Here is a 17,669-nt window from a genome sequence, read left to right on the forward strand (position 1 = left end):
CAAACGACGGCCGGGGGCGGTACCGTTCGGACGGCTGTCCCCCCGCGCCCTTTAGGGTGTGGGGGAAAGCGGGCGGGCACCCGTCCCGCTGTCAGCGCCCATCGCCTGTACGAGACGGAGTGGCACCGGATGCAGCACGCAGTGGGTCCTCCGCTGCCGCCGCCCCACCAGCCGGGGCACGGACCGGCCGTCGGCTGGTCCCCGGCCGCACACCTCCCGGGCCCGCACCAGGGTTCCGCCCCCGTTCCTCCGCCCGCGCCGGGCTATCCCATGGGGGCCCCGCACCCCGCGGCCCCCCGGCAGGTCCCGGCCCCGGGTCCGCAGCCGGCTCCGGGTCCGCAGCCGGCTCCGGGTCCGCACCAGGCGGCGCCCGTCCCGCCCGTCGTGGACACCACCGGCCACGTACCGCTGCCACCCGGCGGCCCCGTGGCCGTACCCAGCGTGCCGCCCGCCACGGCCGCCGCGCCCGACCCCACCACGACCACCCTCGCGGTGCTGCTCATCGGCCCCGCGGGCGCCGGCAAGACCAGCGTCGCCAAGTACTGGGCGGACCACCGCCGGGTTCCCACCGCGCACATCAGCCTCGACGACGTCCGCGAATGGGTCCGGTCCGGCTTCGCCGACCCCCAGACCGGGTGGAACGAGCACTCCGAAGCCCAGTACCGCCTCGCCCGCCGCACCTGCGGCTTCTCCGCGCGCAACTTCCTCGCCAACGGCATCTCCTGCATCCTCGACGACGCGGTCTTCCCGGACCGCCCGGTCGTCGGCCTCGGCGGCTGGAAGCGGCACGTCGGTCCCGGTCTGCTCCCGGTCGTCCTCCTGCCGGGCCTGGACATCGTCCTGGAGCGCAACGCCGAACGCAGCGGCAACCGGCGCCTCACCGACGAGGAGGTCGCCCGCATCCACGGCCGGATGGCCGGCTGGTACGGCTCCGGCCTCCCCATCATCGACAACTCCCAGCTCGACATCCCCGAAACGGCCCGCCTCCTGGACGAGGTCCTGTCCCGCTCGATAGCCAGCCCCCCGAACTGGTAGGAAGCGGACAGGGAGGGCGCCCCGAGGGAGCGCGGGGAGCTGCGCGACAAGCCCCACCGGCGGTCAGCCGCACCGGCGGTCAGCCGCCGGACAACGACAAGCCCCGCCCCGGTCTGGCGCTCTCGGGGCAGGCGGCGCTCCGTCCACTGGGCGTATCCGGGGTACCCGGCCCACCGCCCACTGGGCGCCCGGTGTACGCGGCCCACCGCCCACTGGGCGCACCCGGTCACGCGGTGTACCGCCCCTGAGCGCACCCGGCGTACGCGGCGCTCCGCCCACTGGGCGCACCCGGCGTACCAACGCGCACCGCCCACTCGGCCTCTCCCGAGCGGCGCCCCCCGAGCGGAGCTCATACGCTCGGCTCATGTCAGAGGTGTACGCGGCCCGCCGGACGCGCCTACGAGAACGCTGCAACGCGGGCGGCAGCGCGGCGGCGCTCGTCTCCCGGCCCGCCAACGTGCGCTATCTCGCGGGCGCCGCCCCGCACGGCGCCGTACTGCTGCTGGGCAAGACCGAGGATCTCCTGGTCTGCTCCGGCCCGCCGGACGACCGGTCGACGGTGGGCCGGCCCGACGAGTCGCTGCCGGTGCGCGCGCTGCCCGGCCCCGGAGGCGACCCCGCCGTCGCGGCCACCGGTCTCGCCGCGGCCCAGGGCACCGAGTCCCTCGCCACCGAGGACCACCACCTCACCGTGGTCCGGCACCGCGCCATGCGCTCGGTCGCGTCCCGGCTGCGGCTGACCGACCTCGGCCAGGCGGTCGAGCAGCTCCGGGTGGTCAAGGACGAGGAGGAGATCTCCTGCCTGCGCATCGGTGCCGAGATCGCCGACCAGGCCCTCGGCGAACTCCTGGAGTCCATCCTGGTCGGCCGCACCGAACGGCACCTCGCCCTGGAGCTGGAGCGGCGCCTGGTCGACCACGGCGCCGACGGGCCCGCCTTCGCCACCTCCGTCGGAACGGGACCGAACTCGGGACGCCGCGGCCACCGGCCCACCGACCGGCGCGTGGAGGAGGGCGACTTCCTCTCCGTCTGCCTGGGCGCGACGTACCGCGGCTACCGCTGCGAGATCGGCCGTACGTTCGTCATCGGCACCTCGCCGGCGGACTGGCAGATCGAGTTGTACGACCTCGTCTTCTCCGCCCAGCGGGCCGGCCGGGAGGCACTCGCACCCGGTGCCGCCTGCCGCGACGTGGACCGTGCCGCCCGCCAGGCACTGGACTCGGCGGGGTACGCCGAGAACCTTCCGACGCTCACCGGTCACGGTGTCGGACTCGAAATCGACGAGGACCCGCAGTTGGCCCCCGCGGCCATGGGTAAACTGGACGCTTGTGTGCCGGTCACCGTCGAACCGGGGGTTCACCTCCCGGGCCGGGGCGGGGTCCGGATCGATGACACGCTCGTCGTGCGCCCCGAGGCGGACGGCGGACCCGAGCTACTCACCATCACGACCAAGGAGCTGCTCGCGCTCTAGCCTTCGCGCTGTGCGCCTGCCGCACCGGGGTCGTCCACGTCAGTCCAGTCCAGGAGATTCCGCAACCGTGGCTTCCACGAACGACCTCAAGAACGGCATGGTGCTCAAGCTCGAAGGCGGCCAGCTCTGGTCCGTCGTCGAGTTCCAGCACGTCAAGCCCGGCAAGGGCCCCGCCTTCGTGCGCACCAAGCTCAAGAACGTGCTTTCCGGCAAGGTCGTCGACAAGACCTTCAACGCCGGCGTCAAGGTCGAGACGGCCACTGTCGACAAGCGTGACATGCAGTTCTCGTACATGGACGGCGACTACTTCGTCTTCATGGACATGGAGACCTACGACCAGTTGCACGTCGACCGCAAGGCCGTCGGCGACGCCGCCAACTTCCTGGTGGAGGGCTTCACCGCCACCGTCGCGCAGCACGAGGGCGAGGTGCTCTTCGTCGAGCTGCCCGCCGCCGTCGAGCTGACCATCCAGGAGACCGAGCCGGGCGTCCAGGGCGACCGCTCCACCGGCGGCACCAAGCCCGCCATCCTGGAGACCGGTCACCAGATCAACGTCCCGCTCTTCATCACCACCGGTGAGAAGATCAAGGTCGACACCCGCTCGAGCGACTACCTCGGCCGGGTGAACAGCTAACCGTGGCTGCCCGCAACACGGCCCGCAAGCGCGCCTTCCAGATCCTCTTCGAGGGCGATCAGCGCGGCGCCGACGTCCTGACGGTCCTCGCCGACTGGGTCCGGCACGCCCGGTCCGACACCCGGCAGCCGCCGGTGAGCGAGTACACGATGGAGCTGGTCGAGGGCTACGCCGAGCGCGCCAAGCGCATCGACGAGCTCATCGCCCAGTACTCGGTCGGCTGGACGCTCGACCGCATGCCGGTCGTCGACCGCAACATCCTGCGTCTGGGCGCGTACGAGCTGATCTGGGTCGACGCGACCCCGGACGCCGTCGTCCTGGACGAGATGGTGCAACTGGCGAAGGAGTTCTCCACGGACGAGTCGCCCGCGTTCGTCAACGGCCTGCTCGGCCGGCTGAAGGACCTCAAGCCCTCGCTGCGCCGCGACGAGAGCTGAGCGGGGCCCGCAGGCCCCGGGGAGAGACCCACCACGCCGGAGGGCCCGCAGCAGGCGCGCTGCGGGCCCTCCGGCATGTCCCCGTATCGCCCGCGGCCCGGGACACACGGCCCGAAGTACGTGGCCGAGGGACGAAAGAAGCCGCCGGGGTGGCCGGAACCGCTTGGTTCCGGCCACCCCGGCGGCACGTTTCTGCTGAGGCGGCTGCGGCTCAGAGGTCCTCGTGGGACGCCACCGCGCGACGCGCGTCCGCGTCCAGGACACCCCAACTGATGAGCTGCTCGGTCAGGACCGAGGGCGACTGGTCGTAGATGACGGCGAGTGTGCGCAGGTCGTCCTGGCGGATCGAGAGCACCTTGCCGTTGTAGTCACCGCGCTGCGACTGGATCGTGGCGGCGTAGCGCTGGAGCGGGCCCGCCTTCTCGGCCGGCACCGTGGCCAGCCGCTCCAGGTCCAGGACCAGCTTCGGCGGCGGCTCGGCGGCACCGCCCGGGGTGGTGCCCGGGAGCAGCTCCTGCACGGGAACGCCGTAGAAGTCCGCCAGCTCGGCGAGGCGCTGCACGGTCACGGCGCGGTCGCCGCGCTCGTACGAACCGACCACGACGGCCTTCCAGCGGCCCTGGGACTTCTCCTCGACACCGTGGAGGGAAAGGCCCTGCTGGGTGCGGATGGCCCGGAGCTTGGCCCCGAGCTGTTTGGCGTATTCGCTGGACATATGGCTCCCCGGACAAGGTGTCGACGCGGCCTGCTGTGTTGCGTACCGCGCGGCTGGTAACTCACTGTGAGGTTACGCAGCGTTACTCTCCTGCGTCAAGCCGAATGGTCCGCACCGACTCTTCCGTGGTATCCGTCCTTCGTTACGCCGAACGGGTGGCGTGGGTGCGGCAAAAGGGTGACGGGGGAGTGTCCGGGGGGCCAGCGGGGCGTCTCTGTGAGCCTGATACCGTAGGTGGCGCATATCCGACGTCCTTTAAGGTCCGTCCCGTGAGGCGGAGAAGGAGGTCCGTTTCCTATGGACAAGCAGGACAGGCAGGATCAGCGGCCGGACCCGCGGCACGACGCGCGACCGGACGCTCCGCAGGACGCGCGGCACGAAGCGCGGCCCGTACTCGAAGGGCCCGACATCGCGCGGGTCCTGACGCGCATCGCCCACGAGATCGTCGAACGCGCCAAGGGCGCCGACGACGTGGTGCTCCTCGGTATCCCGACCCGGGGCGTCTTCCTCGCCCGGCGGCTCGCCGACAAGCTCGAGCAGATCACCGAGCGCAAGATGCCGGTCGGCTCGCTCGACATCACCATGTACCGCGACGACCTGCGCATGCACCCGCCGCGTGCGCTGGCCCGCACCGAGATCCCGGGTGACGGCATCGACGGCCGCCTGGTCGTCCTCGTCGACGACGTGCTCTTCTCCGGCCGCACCATCCGCGCCGCCCTCGACGCGCTGAACGACATCGGCCGCCCGCGCGCGGTGCAGCTCGCCGTCCTCGTCGACCGCGGCCACCGCGAACTGCCCATCCGTGCCGACTACGTCGGCAAGAACCTCCCGACGTCGCTGCGGGAGACGGTCAAGGTCCAGCTCGCCGAGGAGGACGGTCGCGACACCGTGCTGCTGGGCGCCAAGCCGGCCACCCCGGGCGCCCACCCTTAGCACCTCGCGTACGCGTCCAGTCGTGCCGTATGCCCGCTCGGTACGCCCGCGCGCGTGCCCGGCCGCCCGAATTATCCCGCTCTTCCGCATGAATCGCCTTACGGAGCCTGACAGATGCAGCGTCATCTCATCTCGGCCGCCGACCTCACCCGCGACGACGCCGTCCTGATCCTCGACACCGCCGAGGAGATGGCCCGGGTCGCCGACCGGCCGATCAAGAAACTGCCGACCCTGCGCGGCCGTACCGTCGTCAACCTCTTCTTCGAGGACTCCACCCGTACCCGGATCTCCTTCGAGGCCGCCGAGAAGCGCCTGTCCGCGGACGTCATCAACTTCACCGCCAAGGGGTCGAGCGTCTCCAAGGGCGAGTCCCTCAAGGACACCGCCCAGACGCTGGAGGCCATGGGCGTCGACGCCGTCGTCATCCGGCACAGCGCCTCCGGCGCCCCGTACCGCCTGGCCACCTCCGGCTGGATCGACGCCGCCGTGGTCAACGCCGGGGACGGCACCCACCAGCACCCCACCCAGGCCCTGCTGGACGCCTTCACCATGCGGCGCCGCCTGGTCGGCCGCGACGCCGGGCTCGGCAAGGACCTGGACGGACGCCGGATCACACTCGTCGGCGACATCCTGCACAGCCGGGTCGCCCGCTCCAACGTCGACCTGCTGCACACCCTCGGCGCCGAGGTCACCCTCGTCGCCCCGCCCACCCTGCTGCCGGTCGGCGTCGAGACCTGGCCCTGCGAGGTCTCCTACGACCTCGACTCGACGCTGTCCAAGTCCGACGCGGTGATGCTGCTGCGCGTCCAGCGCGAGCGCATGAACGCCGCGTTCTTCCCGACCGAGCGCGAGTACTCCCGCCGTTACGGCCTCGACGGCGACCGCATGGCGAAGATGCCCGGCCACGCCATCGTGATGCACCCCGGCCCGATGGTCCGCGGTATGGAGATCACCGCCGAGGTCGCCGACTCCGACCGCTGCACCGTCGTCGAGCAGGTCACCAACGGCGTCTCCATCCGGATGGCGGTCCTGTACCTGCTGCTCGGCGGCAACGAACCCGCCGTCGCCCACGCCCGCCCCACCGAGGAGAAGTAAGACAGATGAGCAAGACCCTGATCCGTGGTGCGAAGGTGCTCGGCGGCGAGCCGCAGGACGTGCTGATCGACGGCGGGACCGTCGCAGAGGTGGGTACCGGGCTGAGCGCCGAGGGCGCCCAGGTCGTCGAGGCCGGCGGCAAGGTGCTGCTGCCCGGCCTGGTCGACCTGCACACCCACCTGCGCGAGCCCGGCCGCGAGGACTCCGAGACGGTCCTCACCGGCACCCGCGCCGCGGCGAGCGGTGGCTACACCAACGTCTTCGCCATGGCCAACACCTTCCCGGTCGCCGACACCGCCGGCGTCGTCGAGCAGGTCTGGCGGCTCGGCAAGGAGTCCGGCTACTGCGACGTGCAGCCCATCGGCGCGGTCACGGTCGGCCTGGAGGGCAGCAAGCTCGCCGAGCTGGGCGCCATGCACGAGTCCGCGGCGGGCGTCACCGTCTTCTCCGACGACGGCAAGTGCGTCCACGACGCCGTGATCATGCGGCGCGCCCTGGAGTACGTGAAGGCCTTCGACGGCGTCGTCGCCCAGCACGCCCAGGAGCCCCGGCTGACCGAGGGCGCCCAGATGAACGAGGGCGTCGTCTCCGCCGAGCTGGGCCTCGGCGGCTGGCCCGCCGTCGCCGAGGAGTCGGTCATCGCCCGGGACGTGCTGCTCGCCGAGCACGTCGGCTCCCGCGTCCACATCTGCCACCTGTCGACCGCCGGCAGCGTCGAGATCGTCCGCTGGGCCAAGTCCCGCGGCATCGACGTCACCGCCGAGGTCACCCCGCACCACCTGCTCCTCACCGACGAACTGGTCCGCTCCTACAACCCGGTCTACAAGGTCAACCCGCCGCTGCGCACCGAGCGTGACGTCACGGCCCTGCGCGAGGCGCTCGCCGACGGCACGATCGACATCGTCGCCACCGACCACGCCCCGCACCCCCACGAGGACAAGGACTGCGAGTGGGCCGCCGCCGCCATGGGCATGGTGGGTCTGGAGACCGCGCTGTCGGTGGTCCAGGAGACCATGGTGGACACGGGCCTGCTGGACTGGGCCGGCGTCGCCGACCGCATGTCCTTCAAGCCCGCGCAGATCGGACGGGCCACCGGGCACGGCCGTCCCGTCTCGGCTGGTGAGCCCGCCAACCTCACCCTCGTCGACACGGCATACCGTGGCCAGGTGGACCCCGCGGGCTTCGCCTCGCGCAGCCGCAACACCCCGTACGAGGGCCGCGAGCTGCCGGGCCGTGTGACGCACACGTGGCTGCGGGGCAAGGCCACGCTCGTCGACGGGAAGCTCACGTGACACCTGTAATCCTGCTGGCCGCCGAGAAGGAATCGGCGGAAGTGACCGACTGGGCCGCCCGCCTCGGCTGGGTCGTCGGCCTGGGCCTGTTCGTCGCGCTCGTCTACTGGCTGATGCGCGAGGGCTGGAAGTGGCGCAGCACCCTCCAGGGTGACCTGCCCGACCTGCCCACCGCGCCGGACTCGCCCGGTGCGGCGAGACTGACCGTGTTGTCGATGAGCGGCCGCTACCACGGCTCCACCACCGCCGGTCAGTGGCTGGACCGCATCGTGGCGCACGGCCTGGGCACCCGCAGCCGGGTCGAGCTCACCCTGACGGAGGCGGGACTGGACGTCGTACGCCCCGGCGCGAACGACTTCTTCGTCCCCGTCGCCGCACTGCGCGAGGCCCGCCTCGACAAGGGCATCGCCGGGAAGGTCCTCACCGAGGGCGGCCTGCTGGTCGTCACCTGGGAGCACGGCGACAAGCTGATCGACTCCGGCTTCCGCTCCGACCACGCGGCCGAGCACAACGAGTGGGTCGAAACCCTGAACGACATGATCGACAAGACGGAAACGGAAGGCGCACGATGACGACCTCCAAGCCGGGGACTGCCTCGAAGAGGAAAGAGGCGTCTCCCGCCGTACTCGTCCTGGAGGACGGCCGGATCTTCCGCGGCCGCGCCTACGGGGCCGTGGGGGCCACCTTCGGCGAAGCCGTGTTCTCCACCGGCATGACCGGCTACCAGGAGACCCTCACCGACCCGTCGTACCACCGCCAGGTGGTCGTGATGACCGCCCCCCACGTGGGCAACACCGGCGTCAACGACGAGGACATGGAGTCCAAGAAGATCTGGGTCTCCGGCTACGTCGTGCGTGACCCCGCGCGCGTCCCCTCGAGCTGGCGCTCGGCCCGCACGCTGGACGAGGAGCTGGCCGCCCAGGGCGTCGTCGGCATCTCCGGCATCGACACCCGCGCCCTCACCCGCCACCTGCGCGAGCGGGGCGCCATGCGCGTCGGCGTCTTCAGCGGGGATGCGATCCAGGACGACGCCGCGCTGCTGGCCAGCGTCCGGGAAGCCCCCGAGATGACCGGCGCCGACCTCTCCGCCGAGGTCGCCACCACCGAGGCCTACGTGGTCCCGGCGATCGGCGAGAAGAGGTTCACCGTCGCCGCCGTCGACCTCGGCATCAAGGGCATGACCCCGCACCGCATGGCCGAGCGCGGCATCGAGGTGCACGTGCTGCCGGCGACCGCGAGCGTCGACGACGTCTACGCCGTCGACCCCGACGGTGTGTTCTTCTCCAACGGTCCCGGCGACCCGTCCACCGCCGACCACCCGGTCGCCCTGATGCAGGCGGTCCTGGAGCGCGGCACCCCGCTGTTCGGCATCTGTTTCGGCAACCAGATCCTGGGCCGTGCGCTCGGCTTCGGCACGTACAAGCTGAAGTACGGCCACCGCGGCATCAACCAGCCGGTGCAGGACCGTACGACCGGCAAGGTCGAGGTCACCGCGCACAACCACGGCTTCGCCGTCGACGCCCCGCTCGACACGGTCTCCGACACCCCCTACGGGCGCGCCGAGGTCTCCCACGTCTGCCTCAACGACAACGTGGTGGAGGGCCTCCAGCTCCTCGACAGGCCGGCCTTCAGCGTCCAGTACCACCCCGAAGCGGCAGCGGGCCCGCACGACGCCGCCTACCTGTTCGATCGCTTCACGTCTTTGATGAGCACAGTCCTGATGGAGGGCCAGCGTGCCTAAGCGCACCGATATCCAGTCCGTCCTGGTCATCGGCTCCGGCCCGATCGTCATCGGCCAGGCCGCCGAGTTCGACTACTCCGGTACCCAGGCGTGCCGCGTCCTCAAGGCCGAGGGCCTGCGCGTCGTCCTGGTGAACTCCAACCCGGCGACGATCATGACCGACCCGGAGATCGCCGACGCCACCTACGTCGAGCCGATCACCCCCGAGTTCGTCGAGAAGATCATCGCCAAGGAGCGCCCCGACGCGCTGCTGCCCACCCTGGGCGGTCAGACCGCGCTCAACACCGCCATCTCGCTGCACGGTAACGGCGTCCTGGAGAAGTACGGCGTCGAGCTGATCGGCGCCAATGTCGAGGCGATCAACAAGGGCGAGGACCGCGACCTGTTCAAGGAGGTCGTGGAGGAGGTCCGCAAGAAGATCGGCCACGGCGAGTCGGCCCGGTCCTACATCTGCCACTCCATGGACGACGTCCTCAAGGGCGTCGAGGAGCTGGGCGGCTACCCGGTCGTCGTCCGTCCCTCCTTCACCATGGGCGGCGCCGGCTCCGGCTTCGCCCACGACGAGGAGGAGCTGCGCCGCATCGCCGGACAGGGCCTCACCCTCTCGCCGACCACCGAGGTGCTCCTGGAGGAGTCCATCCTCGGCTGGAAGGAGTACGAGCTGGAGCTGATGCGCGACAAGCACGACAACGTCGTGGTCGTCTGCTCCATCGAGAACTTCGACCCCATGGGCGTCCACACCGGCGACTCCATCACCGTGGCCCCCGCGATGACCCTGACCGACCGCGAGTACCAGGTGCTGCGCGACGTCGGCATCGCGATCATCCGCGAGGTCGGCGTCGACACCGGCGGCTGCAACATCCAGTTCGCGGTGAACCCCGTGGACGGTCGCGTGATCGTCATCGAGATGAACCCGCGCGTGTCGCGGTCCTCGGCGCTCGCCTCCAAGGCGACCGGCTTCCCGATCGCGAAGATCGCGGCCAAGCTCGCCGTCGGTTACACGCTGGACGAGATCCCGAACGACATCACGCGGGAGACCCCGGCCTCCTTCGAGCCGACCCTCGACTACGTGGTCGTCAAGGCCCCGCGGTTCGCCTTCGAGAAGTTCCCGAGCGCGGACTCCACCCTGACCACCACCATGAAGTCGGTCGGCGAGGCCATGGCCATCGGCCGCAACTTCACCGAGGCCTTCCAGAAGGCGCTGCGCTCGCTGGAGAAGAAGGGCAGCCAGTTCACGTTCGTCGGCGAGCCCGGCGACAAGGCGGCTCTCCTGGAGGAGGCCGTCCGCCCGACCGACGGCCGGATCAACACCGTCATGCGGGCCATCCGCGCGGGCGCCACGCCCGAGGAGGTCTTCGCGTACACGAAGATCGACCCCTGGTTCGTCGACCAGCTCTTCCTGATCAAGGAGATCGCCGACGAGCTGGCCGAGGCGCCGGAGCTGACCGCCGGCCTGCTCGCCGAGGCCAAGCGGCATGGCTTCTCCGACCAGCAGATCGGCGAGATCCGCGGCCTGCGCGAGGACGTCGTCCGCGAGGTGAGGCACGCGCTCGGCGTCCGCCCGGTCTACAAGACGGTCGACACCTGCGCCGCCGAGTTCGCCGCGAAGACGCCCTACTTCTACTCCTCCTACGACGAGGAGACGGAGGTCGCGCGACGCGAGAAGCCGGCCGTCATCATTCTGGGCTCCGGCCCGAACCGCATCGGCCAGGGCATCGAGTTCGACTACTCCTGCGTCCACGCCTCCTTCGCGCTGAGCGACGCCGGGTACGAGACCGTGATGGTCAACTGCAACCCGGAGACCGTCTCCACCGACTACGACACCTCCGACCGGCTGTACTTCGAGCCGCTCACGCTGGAGGACGTGCTCGAGGTCGTCCACGCGGAGCAGCAGGCCGGCCCGATCGCGGGCGTGATCGTCCAGCTCGGCGGCCAGACCCCGCTGGGCCTGTCGCAGGCGCTCAAGGACAACGGCGTGCCGGTCGTCGGCACCCCGCCCGAGGCCATCCACGCCGCCGAGGACCGGGGCGCCTTCGGCCGGGTCCTGGCGGAGGCCGGCCTGCCCGCCCCCAAGCACGGCACCGCCACCACCTTCGCCGGGGCCAAGGCGATCGCCGACGAGATCGGCTACCCGGTCCTCGTGCGGCCCTCCTACGTCCTGGGCGGACGCGGCATGGAGATCGTCTACGACGAGACCCGCCTGGAGGCGTACATCGCCGAGTCGACCGAGATCAGCCCGTCCCGGCCGGTCCTGGTCGACCGGTTCCTGGACGACGCGATCGAGATCGACGTCGACGCGCTCTACGACGGCCAGGAGCTGTACCTCGGCGGCGTCATGGAGCACATCGAGGAGGCCGGCATCCACTCCGGCGACTCGGCGTGCGCCCTGCCCCCGATCACGCTCGGCGGCTTCGACATCAAGCGGCTGCGCGCCTCCACCGAGGGCATCGCCAAGGGCGTCGGTGTGCGCGGACTGATCAACATCCAGTTCGCGCTGGCCGGGGACATCCTCTACGTCCTGGAGGCCAACCCGCGCGCCTCGCGCACCGTCCCCTTCACCTCCAAGGCGACCGCGGTGCCGCTGGCCAAGGCCGCCGCCCGCATCTCGCTCGGCGCGACCATCGCCGAGCTGCGCGCCGAGGGCCTGCTCCCGGCCACCGGCGACGGCGGCGAGCTGCCGCTGGACGCGCCGATCTCCGTCAAGGAGGCCGTGATGCCGTGGTCCCGCTTCCGGGACATCCACGGCCGCGGCGTCGACACGGTCCTCGGCCCGGAGATGCGCTCCACCGGCGAGGTCATGGGCATCGACTCGGTCTTCGGCACGGCGTACGCCAAGTCGCAGGCCGGCGCCTACGGCCCGCTGCCCACCAGGGGACGGGCGTTCATCTCGGTCGCCAACCGCGACAAGCGCTCGATGATCTTCCCGGCCCGCGAGCTGGTCGCCCACGGCTTCGAGCTGCTCGCCACCTCCGGCACCGCCGAGGTCCTCAGGCGCAACGGCATCAACGCCACGGTCGTGCGCAAGCAGTCCGAGGGCACCGGACCGAACGGCGAGAAGACCATCGTCCAGCTCATCCACGACGGCGGCGTCGACCTCATCGTCAACACCCCGTACGGCACCGGCGGCCGCCTCGACGGCTACGACATCCGTACGGCGGCGGTGGCCCGCTCCGTGCCCTGCCTGACGACGGTCCAGGCGCTCGCCGCGGCGGTCCAGGGCATCGACGCCCTCAACCACGGCGACGTGGGAGTGCGCTCGCTCCAGGAACACGCCGAGTTCCTGATCGCGGCCCGCGACTAGCAGCCCCGAGGGGGACACCGGAAACGGTGTCCCCCTCTTCTTGAGCCCTGCCCACGAGCCTTTCCGATGAGCCCTCTCCGTGGCTTCACGAGGACACCATGTACCAGACCTTCTTCAAGCTCTTCTTCTCCCGCATGGATCCGGAGCAGGCCCACCACCTGGCCTCCCGCTGGATCCGGCGCGCCGCCCGCATCCCCGTGCTGCGCACCTTCGTCGCCGCCGCGCTCGCGCCCCGTTACCGGGAGCTGCGCACGGAGGCCTTCGGGCTGCGCATGCACGGCCCCTTCGGACTCGCCGCCGGCTTCGACAAGAACGCGGTCGCCATCGACGGCATGGCGATGCTCGGCTTCGACCACGTGGAGATCGGCACGGTCACCGGGGAGCCGCAGCCCGGCAACCCCAAAAAGCGGCTGTTCCGGCTGGTGGACGACCGGGCCCTGATCAACCGCATGGGCTTCAACAACGACGGCTCACTGGCCGTCGCCGCCCGCCTGGCCTCCCGCACGCCCGTCTTCCGGACCGTCGTCGGCGTCAACATCGGCAAGACGAAGGTCGTACCGGAGGAGGAGGCCGTCGGCGACTACGTGAAGTCCGCCGAGCGGCTCGCTCCCCACGCCGACTACCTCGTCGTCAACGTCTCCTCCCCGAACACGCCCGGGCTGCGCGACCTCCAGGCGGTGGACCACCTGCGTCCGCTCCTGAGCGCCGTCCGCGAGGCCGCCGACCGCGCGGTCACCGCGCGGCGCGTGCCGCTCCTGGTCAAGATCGCGCCCGACCTCGCCGACGAGGACGTCGACGCGGTCGCCGACCTGGCCGTGGAGCTGGGCCTGGACGGGATCATCGCCACCAACACCACCATCGCGCGCGAGGGACTCGGGTTGACGTCCTCGCCCGTCCTGGTCCGGGAGACCGGCGGTCTGTCCGGCGCACCCCTCAAGGCGCGCTCCCTGGAGGTGCTGCGCCGCCTCTACGCGCGCGTGGGCGACCGGATCACCCTGGTGGGCGTCGGCGGCGTGGAGACCGCCGAGGACGCCTGGGAGCGCATCCTGGCCGGGGCCACGCTGGTCCAGGGCTACAGCGCGTTCATCTACGAGGGGCCGTTCTACGCTCGCGATCTCCACAAGGGGCTCGCCGCGCGCCTGCGGCAGAGCCCGTACGCCACCCTCGCCGACGCGGTCGGCGCCGATGTGAGGAAGCCCCGATGACCGGTACGACCGAGCCCTTCGGCGCGCGCCTGCGCCGCGCGATGGACGAGCGCGGCCCGCTGTGCGTCGGTGTGGACCCGCACGCCTCCCTGCTCGCCGAGTGGGGTCTGAACGACGACGTGGCCGGCCTGGAGCGCTTCAGCCGCACCGTCGTGGAGGCGGTCGCCGACCGTGTCGCCGTGCTGAAGCCGCAGAGCGCCTTCTTCGAGCGCTTCGGTTCGCGCGGCGTGGCCGTTCTGGAGAAGTCGGTCGAGGAGGCACGGGCGGCGGGCGCCCTGGTCGTGATGGACGCCAAGCGCGGCGACATCGGCTCGACCATGGCCGCGTACGCCGAGTCCTTCCTGAGCGAGGGCGCCCCGCTGTTCTCGGACGCGCTGACCGTGTCGCCGTACCTCGGCTACGGGTCCCTGAAGCCGGCCGTCGACATGGCCCGCGAGAGCGGCGCGGGCCTGTTCGTGCTGGCGCTGACCTCCAACCCGGAGGGCGGCGAGGTCCAGCACGCAGTCCGGGCCGACGGGCGGAGCGTCGCGGCGACGGTGCTGGCGCACCTGGCCGCCGAGAACGCGGGGGAGGACCCCCTCGGTTCCTTCGGCGCGGTGGTCGGCGCCACCCTGGGGGACCTGTCGTCGTACGACCTGGGCATCAACGGCCCGCTCCTGGCACCCGGCATCGGCGCCCAGGGGGCCACCCCCGCGGATCTGCCGCGGGTCTTCGGCACCGCGGTGCGCGACGTCGTTCCCAATGTCAGCCGGGGTGTTCTGCGTCACGGTCCCGATGTGGCCGCGTTGCGGACGGCCGCGGACCGCTTCGCACAGGAGATCAGGACCGCGCTCGCGGCGGCCTGACCCTGGATACATCCTCAAATCCGAGGCAGTATGTCCTAAATGCCCGTCCTGACGGAGGCTGACCAGGACTTTTCCGCTGTTCTCGCTGACTCTGGCGGACTTGACCGCTAGTCTCCGACGAGAGTCAACGGGCTAGCGTGTTGCTCGTGGCTCCCCAGGTGTGGGGCGACTAGGTTCCTCACCGGTCCGTATCCGACAGTTCGACATCCGAGGTGACGTAGGCGTGGCTCTTCCGCCCCTTACCCCTGAACAGCGCGCAGCCGCGCTCGAAAAGGCCGCCGCGGCTCGCCGGGAGCGGGCCGAGGTCAAGAATCGACTCAAGCACTCCGGCGCCTCCCTCCACGAGGTCATCAAGCAGGGCCAGGAGAACGACGTCATCGGCAAGATGAAGGTCTCCGCCCTCCTCGAGTCCCTGCCGGGCGTGGGCAAGGTCCGCGCCAAGCAGATCATGGAGCGACTGGGTATCTCCGAGAGCCGCCGCGTGCGTGGTCTCGGTTCCAACCAGATCGCCTCCCTGGAGCGTGAGTTCGGCAGCACCGGCGGCTGAGTCCGGACCACTCCGGGATTGCTGGAATAATCGCTGCATGGCTGCAACACCCCGGGGGACGTCCCCCGTACCCCCGGACGCACGTCCGCGGCTGACCGTGCTCTCCGGCCCCTCGGGGGTCGGCAAGAGCACGGTCGTCGCCCATATGCGCAAGGAACACCCCGAGGTATGGCTGTCGGTCTCGGCGACGACCCGCAGGCCCCGCCCCGGCGAGCGGCACGGTGTCCACTACTTCTTCGTCACCGACGAGGAGATGGACAAGCTGATCGCCAACGGCGAGCTGCTGGAGTGCGCCGAGTTCGCCGGCAACCGCTACGGCACGCCGCGCGCGGCCGTACTGGAGCGCCTGGAGGCCGGTGAGCCGGTGCTCCTGGAGATCGACCTCCAGGGCGCGCGGCAGGTCCGCGAGTCCATGCCCGAGGCCCAACTGGTGTTCCTGGCCCCGCCCTCCTGGGACGAGCTGGTGCGCAGGCTCACCGGCCGGGGCACCGAGCCGCCGGAAGTGATCGAGCGCCGCCTCGCCGCGGCCAGGATCGAGCTGGCGGCCGAGCCGGAGTTCGACCAGACCCTGGTCAACACCTCCGTCGAGGACGTGGCGCGCGAGCTGCTAGCCTTGACGAACGTCGTGTGATCGTCACTGGTCCGCTGATCCCCACCGATCGGCCGGCCGATCGCCCGGCTGAATCTTTCCCATCCATCGGAAGGTAGAGCGTGTCCTCTTCCATCTCCGCGCCCGAGGGCATCATCAACCCGCCGATCGACGAGCTCCTCGAGGCCACGGACTCGAAGTACAGCCTCGTGATCTACGCGGCCAAGCGGGCCCGCCAGATCAACGCGTACTACTCGCAGCTCGGCGAGGGTCTCCTCGAGTACGTCGGTCCGCTCGTCGACACCCACGTCCACGAGAAGCCGCTCTCGATCGCCCTGCGCGAGATCAACGCGGGGCTGCTGACCTCCGAGGCCATCGAGGGTCCGGCGCAGTAACACCGGCGGTAGTATTTTCAGCTAGAAGCTGACTTTTCCACAGGCCCGGCAGTCCGACTGCCGGGCCTGTGGTGTGTGATGGGTCGTACGCGATATCCGAGTCGGGGAGAGACGGTGGACAAGCCCAAGGTCGTTCTGGGGGTCAGCGGCGGCATCGCCGCCTACAAGGCCTGTGAGCTGCTGCGCAGATTCACCGAGTCGGGGCACGAGGTCCGGGTCGTCCCCACCGCCTCCGCGCTGCACTTCGTCGGCGCCGCCACCTGGTCCGCCCTGTCCGGCAATCCCGTCTCGACCGAGGTGTGGGACGACGTCCACCAGGTCCCGCACGTGCGCATCGGCCAGCACGCCGACCTGGTCGTCGTCGCCCCGGCCACCGCCGACATGCTCGCCAAGGCGGCCCACGGCCTCGCCGACGACCTCCTCACCAACACACTGCTCACGGTTCGCTGCCCGGTCGTCTTCGCGCCCGCCATGCACACCGAGATGTGGGAGCACCCGGCCACCCGGGAGAACGTGGCGACGCTGCGCCGCCGAGGGGCCGTGGTCATCGAGCCGGCCGTCGGCCGCCTCACCGGCGTCGACACCGGCAAGGGCCGGCTGCCCGACCCGGGCGAGATCTTCGAGGTCTGCCGCCGGGTGCTCGCCCGCGGCGTGGCCGAGCCGGATCTCGCGGGACGGCACGTCGTCGTCAGCGCGGGCGGCACCCGGGAGCCCCTCGACCCGGTCCGCTTCCTCGGCAACCGCTCGTCCGGCAAGCAGGGCTACGCCCTCGCCCGCACCGCCGCCGCCCGGGGCGCCCGCGTCACGCTGGTCGCGGCGAACGCGTCGCTGCCGGACCCGGCCGGCGTGGACGTGGTTCCGGTGGGCACGGCCGTGGAACTGCGCGAGGCGATGCTGCGCGCCGCGGCGGACGCCGACGCCGTCGTCATGGCCGCGGCGGTCGCGGACTTCCGCCCCGCGGCGTACGCCGCAGGGAAGATCAAGAAGAAGGGCGACCAGGAACCCGCGCCGATCGCCCTGGTGCGCAACCCCGACATCCTCGCGGAGATCGCCGCGGACCGGCCCCGCTCCGGACAGGTGGTCGTCGGCTTCGCCGCCGAGACCGACGACGTCCTGGCCAACGGCCGGGCCAAGCTGAAGCGCAAGGGCTGCGACCTCCTCGTGGTCAACGAGGTGGGGGAGCGCAAGACCTTCGGCTCCGAGGAGAACGAGGCCGTGGTCCTCGGTGCCGACGGCAGCGAGACCCCGGTGGCGCACGGCCCCAAGGAAGCCCTGGCCGAAACCGTGTGGGACCTTGTGGCGGAACGGCTCGGCTGAATGACTCATTCACTCCATCCGGCCCGCGAACCCCGCCGCATTCGAGCGTGGCGGCCCTGGCCAAGGGCGCTCCGTTCCGGGCAGAATGCCCGTGCCGCAGGTCACAGCCCTTCCGAA

Annotated in this window: 17 protein-coding genes; 16 read left to right on the top strand and 1 reads right to left on the bottom strand. The window is 71.1% G+C overall.

All coding sequences use genetic code 11. From position 1 onward, the window contains the following. The first annotated feature begins 129 nt into the window (after window positions 1–129). The 4 genes from B1H29_RS30125 (at window position 130) to nusB (ending at window position 3,577) form a co-directional block, all read left to right on the top strand. Window positions 130–1,035, top strand: a complete 906-nt coding sequence (locus B1H29_RS30125; RefSeq protein WP_055415928.1) for a Pro-rich N-terminal domain-containing protein — start codon at window positions 130–132, stop codon at window positions 1,033–1,035. A 364-nt stretch (window positions 1,036–1,399) separates the two neighbouring features. Continuing rightward, entirely contained in the window at window positions 1,400–2,506 is a 1,107-nt protein-coding gene (locus tag B1H29_RS30130; RefSeq protein ID WP_055415927.1) for an aminopeptidase P family protein, read from the top strand. A gap of 67 nt (window positions 2,507–2,573) precedes the next feature. Beyond that, a complete protein-coding gene (gene efp / locus B1H29_RS30135) occupies window positions 2,574–3,140 on the top strand; it encodes an elongation factor P (protein ID WP_055415926.1) in 567 nt (188 codons plus the stop codon). 2 nt (window positions 3,141–3,142) lie between these two features. After that, window positions 3,143–3,577, top strand: coding sequence for a transcription antitermination factor NusB (nusB, locus tag B1H29_RS30140; protein ID WP_055415925.1), 435 nt, complete (start codon window positions 3,143–3,145; stop codon window positions 3,575–3,577). A 211-nt stretch (window positions 3,578–3,788) separates the two neighbouring features. Here the strand turns inward: nusB and bldD are convergent, their stop codons facing one another. Beyond that, the gene (gene bldD / locus B1H29_RS30145) at window positions 3,789–4,292 is read right to left on the bottom strand and encodes a transcriptional regulator BldD (protein ID WP_055415924.1); all 504 of its coding nucleotides are present in this window, start codon (window positions 4,290–4,292) and stop codon (window positions 3,789–3,791) included. Between the two features lie 297 nt (window positions 4,293–4,589). Between bldD and pyrR the strand changes: the two genes are divergently transcribed. From pyrR to coaBC, 12 genes are all read left to right on the top strand, one after another. Beyond that, complete coding sequence (pyrR, locus tag B1H29_RS30150; RefSeq protein WP_055415923.1) at window positions 4,590–5,225, top strand: bifunctional pyr operon transcriptional regulator/uracil phosphoribosyltransferase PyrR; 636 nt, start codon at window positions 4,590–4,592, stop codon at window positions 5,223–5,225. Window positions 5,226–5,339: 114 nt separating this feature from the next. After that, window positions 5,340–6,320 (top strand): aspartate carbamoyltransferase catalytic subunit, encoded by a 981-nt coding sequence (locus tag B1H29_RS30155; RefSeq protein WP_055415922.1) that lies wholly within the window; start codon window positions 5,340–5,342, stop codon window positions 6,318–6,320. Window positions 6,321–6,325: 5 nt separating this feature from the next. Then, window positions 6,326–7,612 (top strand): dihydroorotase, encoded by a 1,287-nt coding sequence (locus B1H29_RS30160; RefSeq protein ID WP_055415921.1) that lies wholly within the window; start codon window positions 6,326–6,328, stop codon window positions 7,610–7,612. After that, on the top strand, window positions 7,609–8,184 hold the full coding sequence (locus B1H29_RS30165; RefSeq protein ID WP_055415920.1) for a hypothetical protein: 576 nt from the start codon (window positions 7,609–7,611) through the stop codon (window positions 8,182–8,184). The genes B1H29_RS30160 and B1H29_RS30165 overlap by 4 nt, the downstream gene beginning before the upstream one ends. After that, entirely contained in the window at window positions 8,181–9,353 is a 1,173-nt protein-coding gene (carA, locus tag B1H29_RS30170) for a glutamine-hydrolyzing carbamoyl-phosphate synthase small subunit (protein ID WP_055415919.1), read from the top strand. Before B1H29_RS30165 ends, carA begins: the two co-directional genes overlap by 4 nt. After that, a complete protein-coding gene (carB, locus tag B1H29_RS30175) occupies window positions 9,346–12,654 on the top strand; it encodes a carbamoyl-phosphate synthase large subunit (RefSeq protein ID WP_055415918.1) in 3,309 nt (1,102 codons plus the stop codon). The genes carA and carB overlap by 8 nt, the downstream gene beginning before the upstream one ends. Window positions 12,655–12,752: 98 nt before the next feature. After that, on the top strand, window positions 12,753–13,859 hold the full coding sequence (locus B1H29_RS30180; RefSeq protein ID WP_055415917.1) for a quinone-dependent dihydroorotate dehydrogenase: 1,107 nt from the start codon (window positions 12,753–12,755) through the stop codon (window positions 13,857–13,859). Continuing rightward, entirely contained in the window at window positions 13,856–14,704 is an 849-nt protein-coding gene (pyrF, locus tag B1H29_RS30185; RefSeq protein ID WP_055415916.1) for an orotidine-5'-phosphate decarboxylase, read from the top strand. Before B1H29_RS30180 ends, pyrF begins: the two co-directional genes overlap by 4 nt. Before the next feature lie 223 nt (window positions 14,705–14,927). Beyond that, a complete protein-coding gene (locus B1H29_RS30190; RefSeq protein WP_030420865.1) occupies window positions 14,928–15,251 on the top strand; it encodes an integration host factor in 324 nt (107 codons plus the stop codon). A 37-nt stretch (window positions 15,252–15,288) separates the two neighbouring features. Beyond that, the gene (gmk, locus tag B1H29_RS30195) at window positions 15,289–15,882 is read left to right on the top strand and encodes a guanylate kinase (RefSeq protein ID WP_055415915.1); all 594 of its coding nucleotides are present in this window, start codon (window positions 15,289–15,291) and stop codon (window positions 15,880–15,882) included. An 80-nt stretch (window positions 15,883–15,962) separates the two neighbouring features. After that, window positions 15,963–16,235 (top strand): DNA-directed RNA polymerase subunit omega, encoded by a 273-nt coding sequence (gene rpoZ / locus B1H29_RS30200; protein ID WP_003977348.1) that lies wholly within the window; start codon window positions 15,963–15,965, stop codon window positions 16,233–16,235. Window positions 16,236–16,349: 114 nt separating this feature from the next. Continuing rightward, the gene (gene coaBC, locus B1H29_RS30205; RefSeq protein ID WP_055415914.1) at window positions 16,350–17,552 is read left to right on the top strand and encodes a bifunctional phosphopantothenoylcysteine decarboxylase/phosphopantothenate--cysteine ligase CoaBC; all 1,203 of its coding nucleotides are present in this window, start codon (window positions 16,350–16,352) and stop codon (window positions 17,550–17,552) included. Window positions 17,553–17,669: the final 117 nt, after the last annotated feature.

The sequence above is a fragment of the Streptomyces pactum genome, from assembly GCF_002005225.1.
In the GTDB taxonomy this organism is placed as follows: Bacteria; Actinomycetota; Actinomycetes; order Streptomycetales; family Streptomycetaceae; genus Streptomyces; species Streptomyces pactum_A.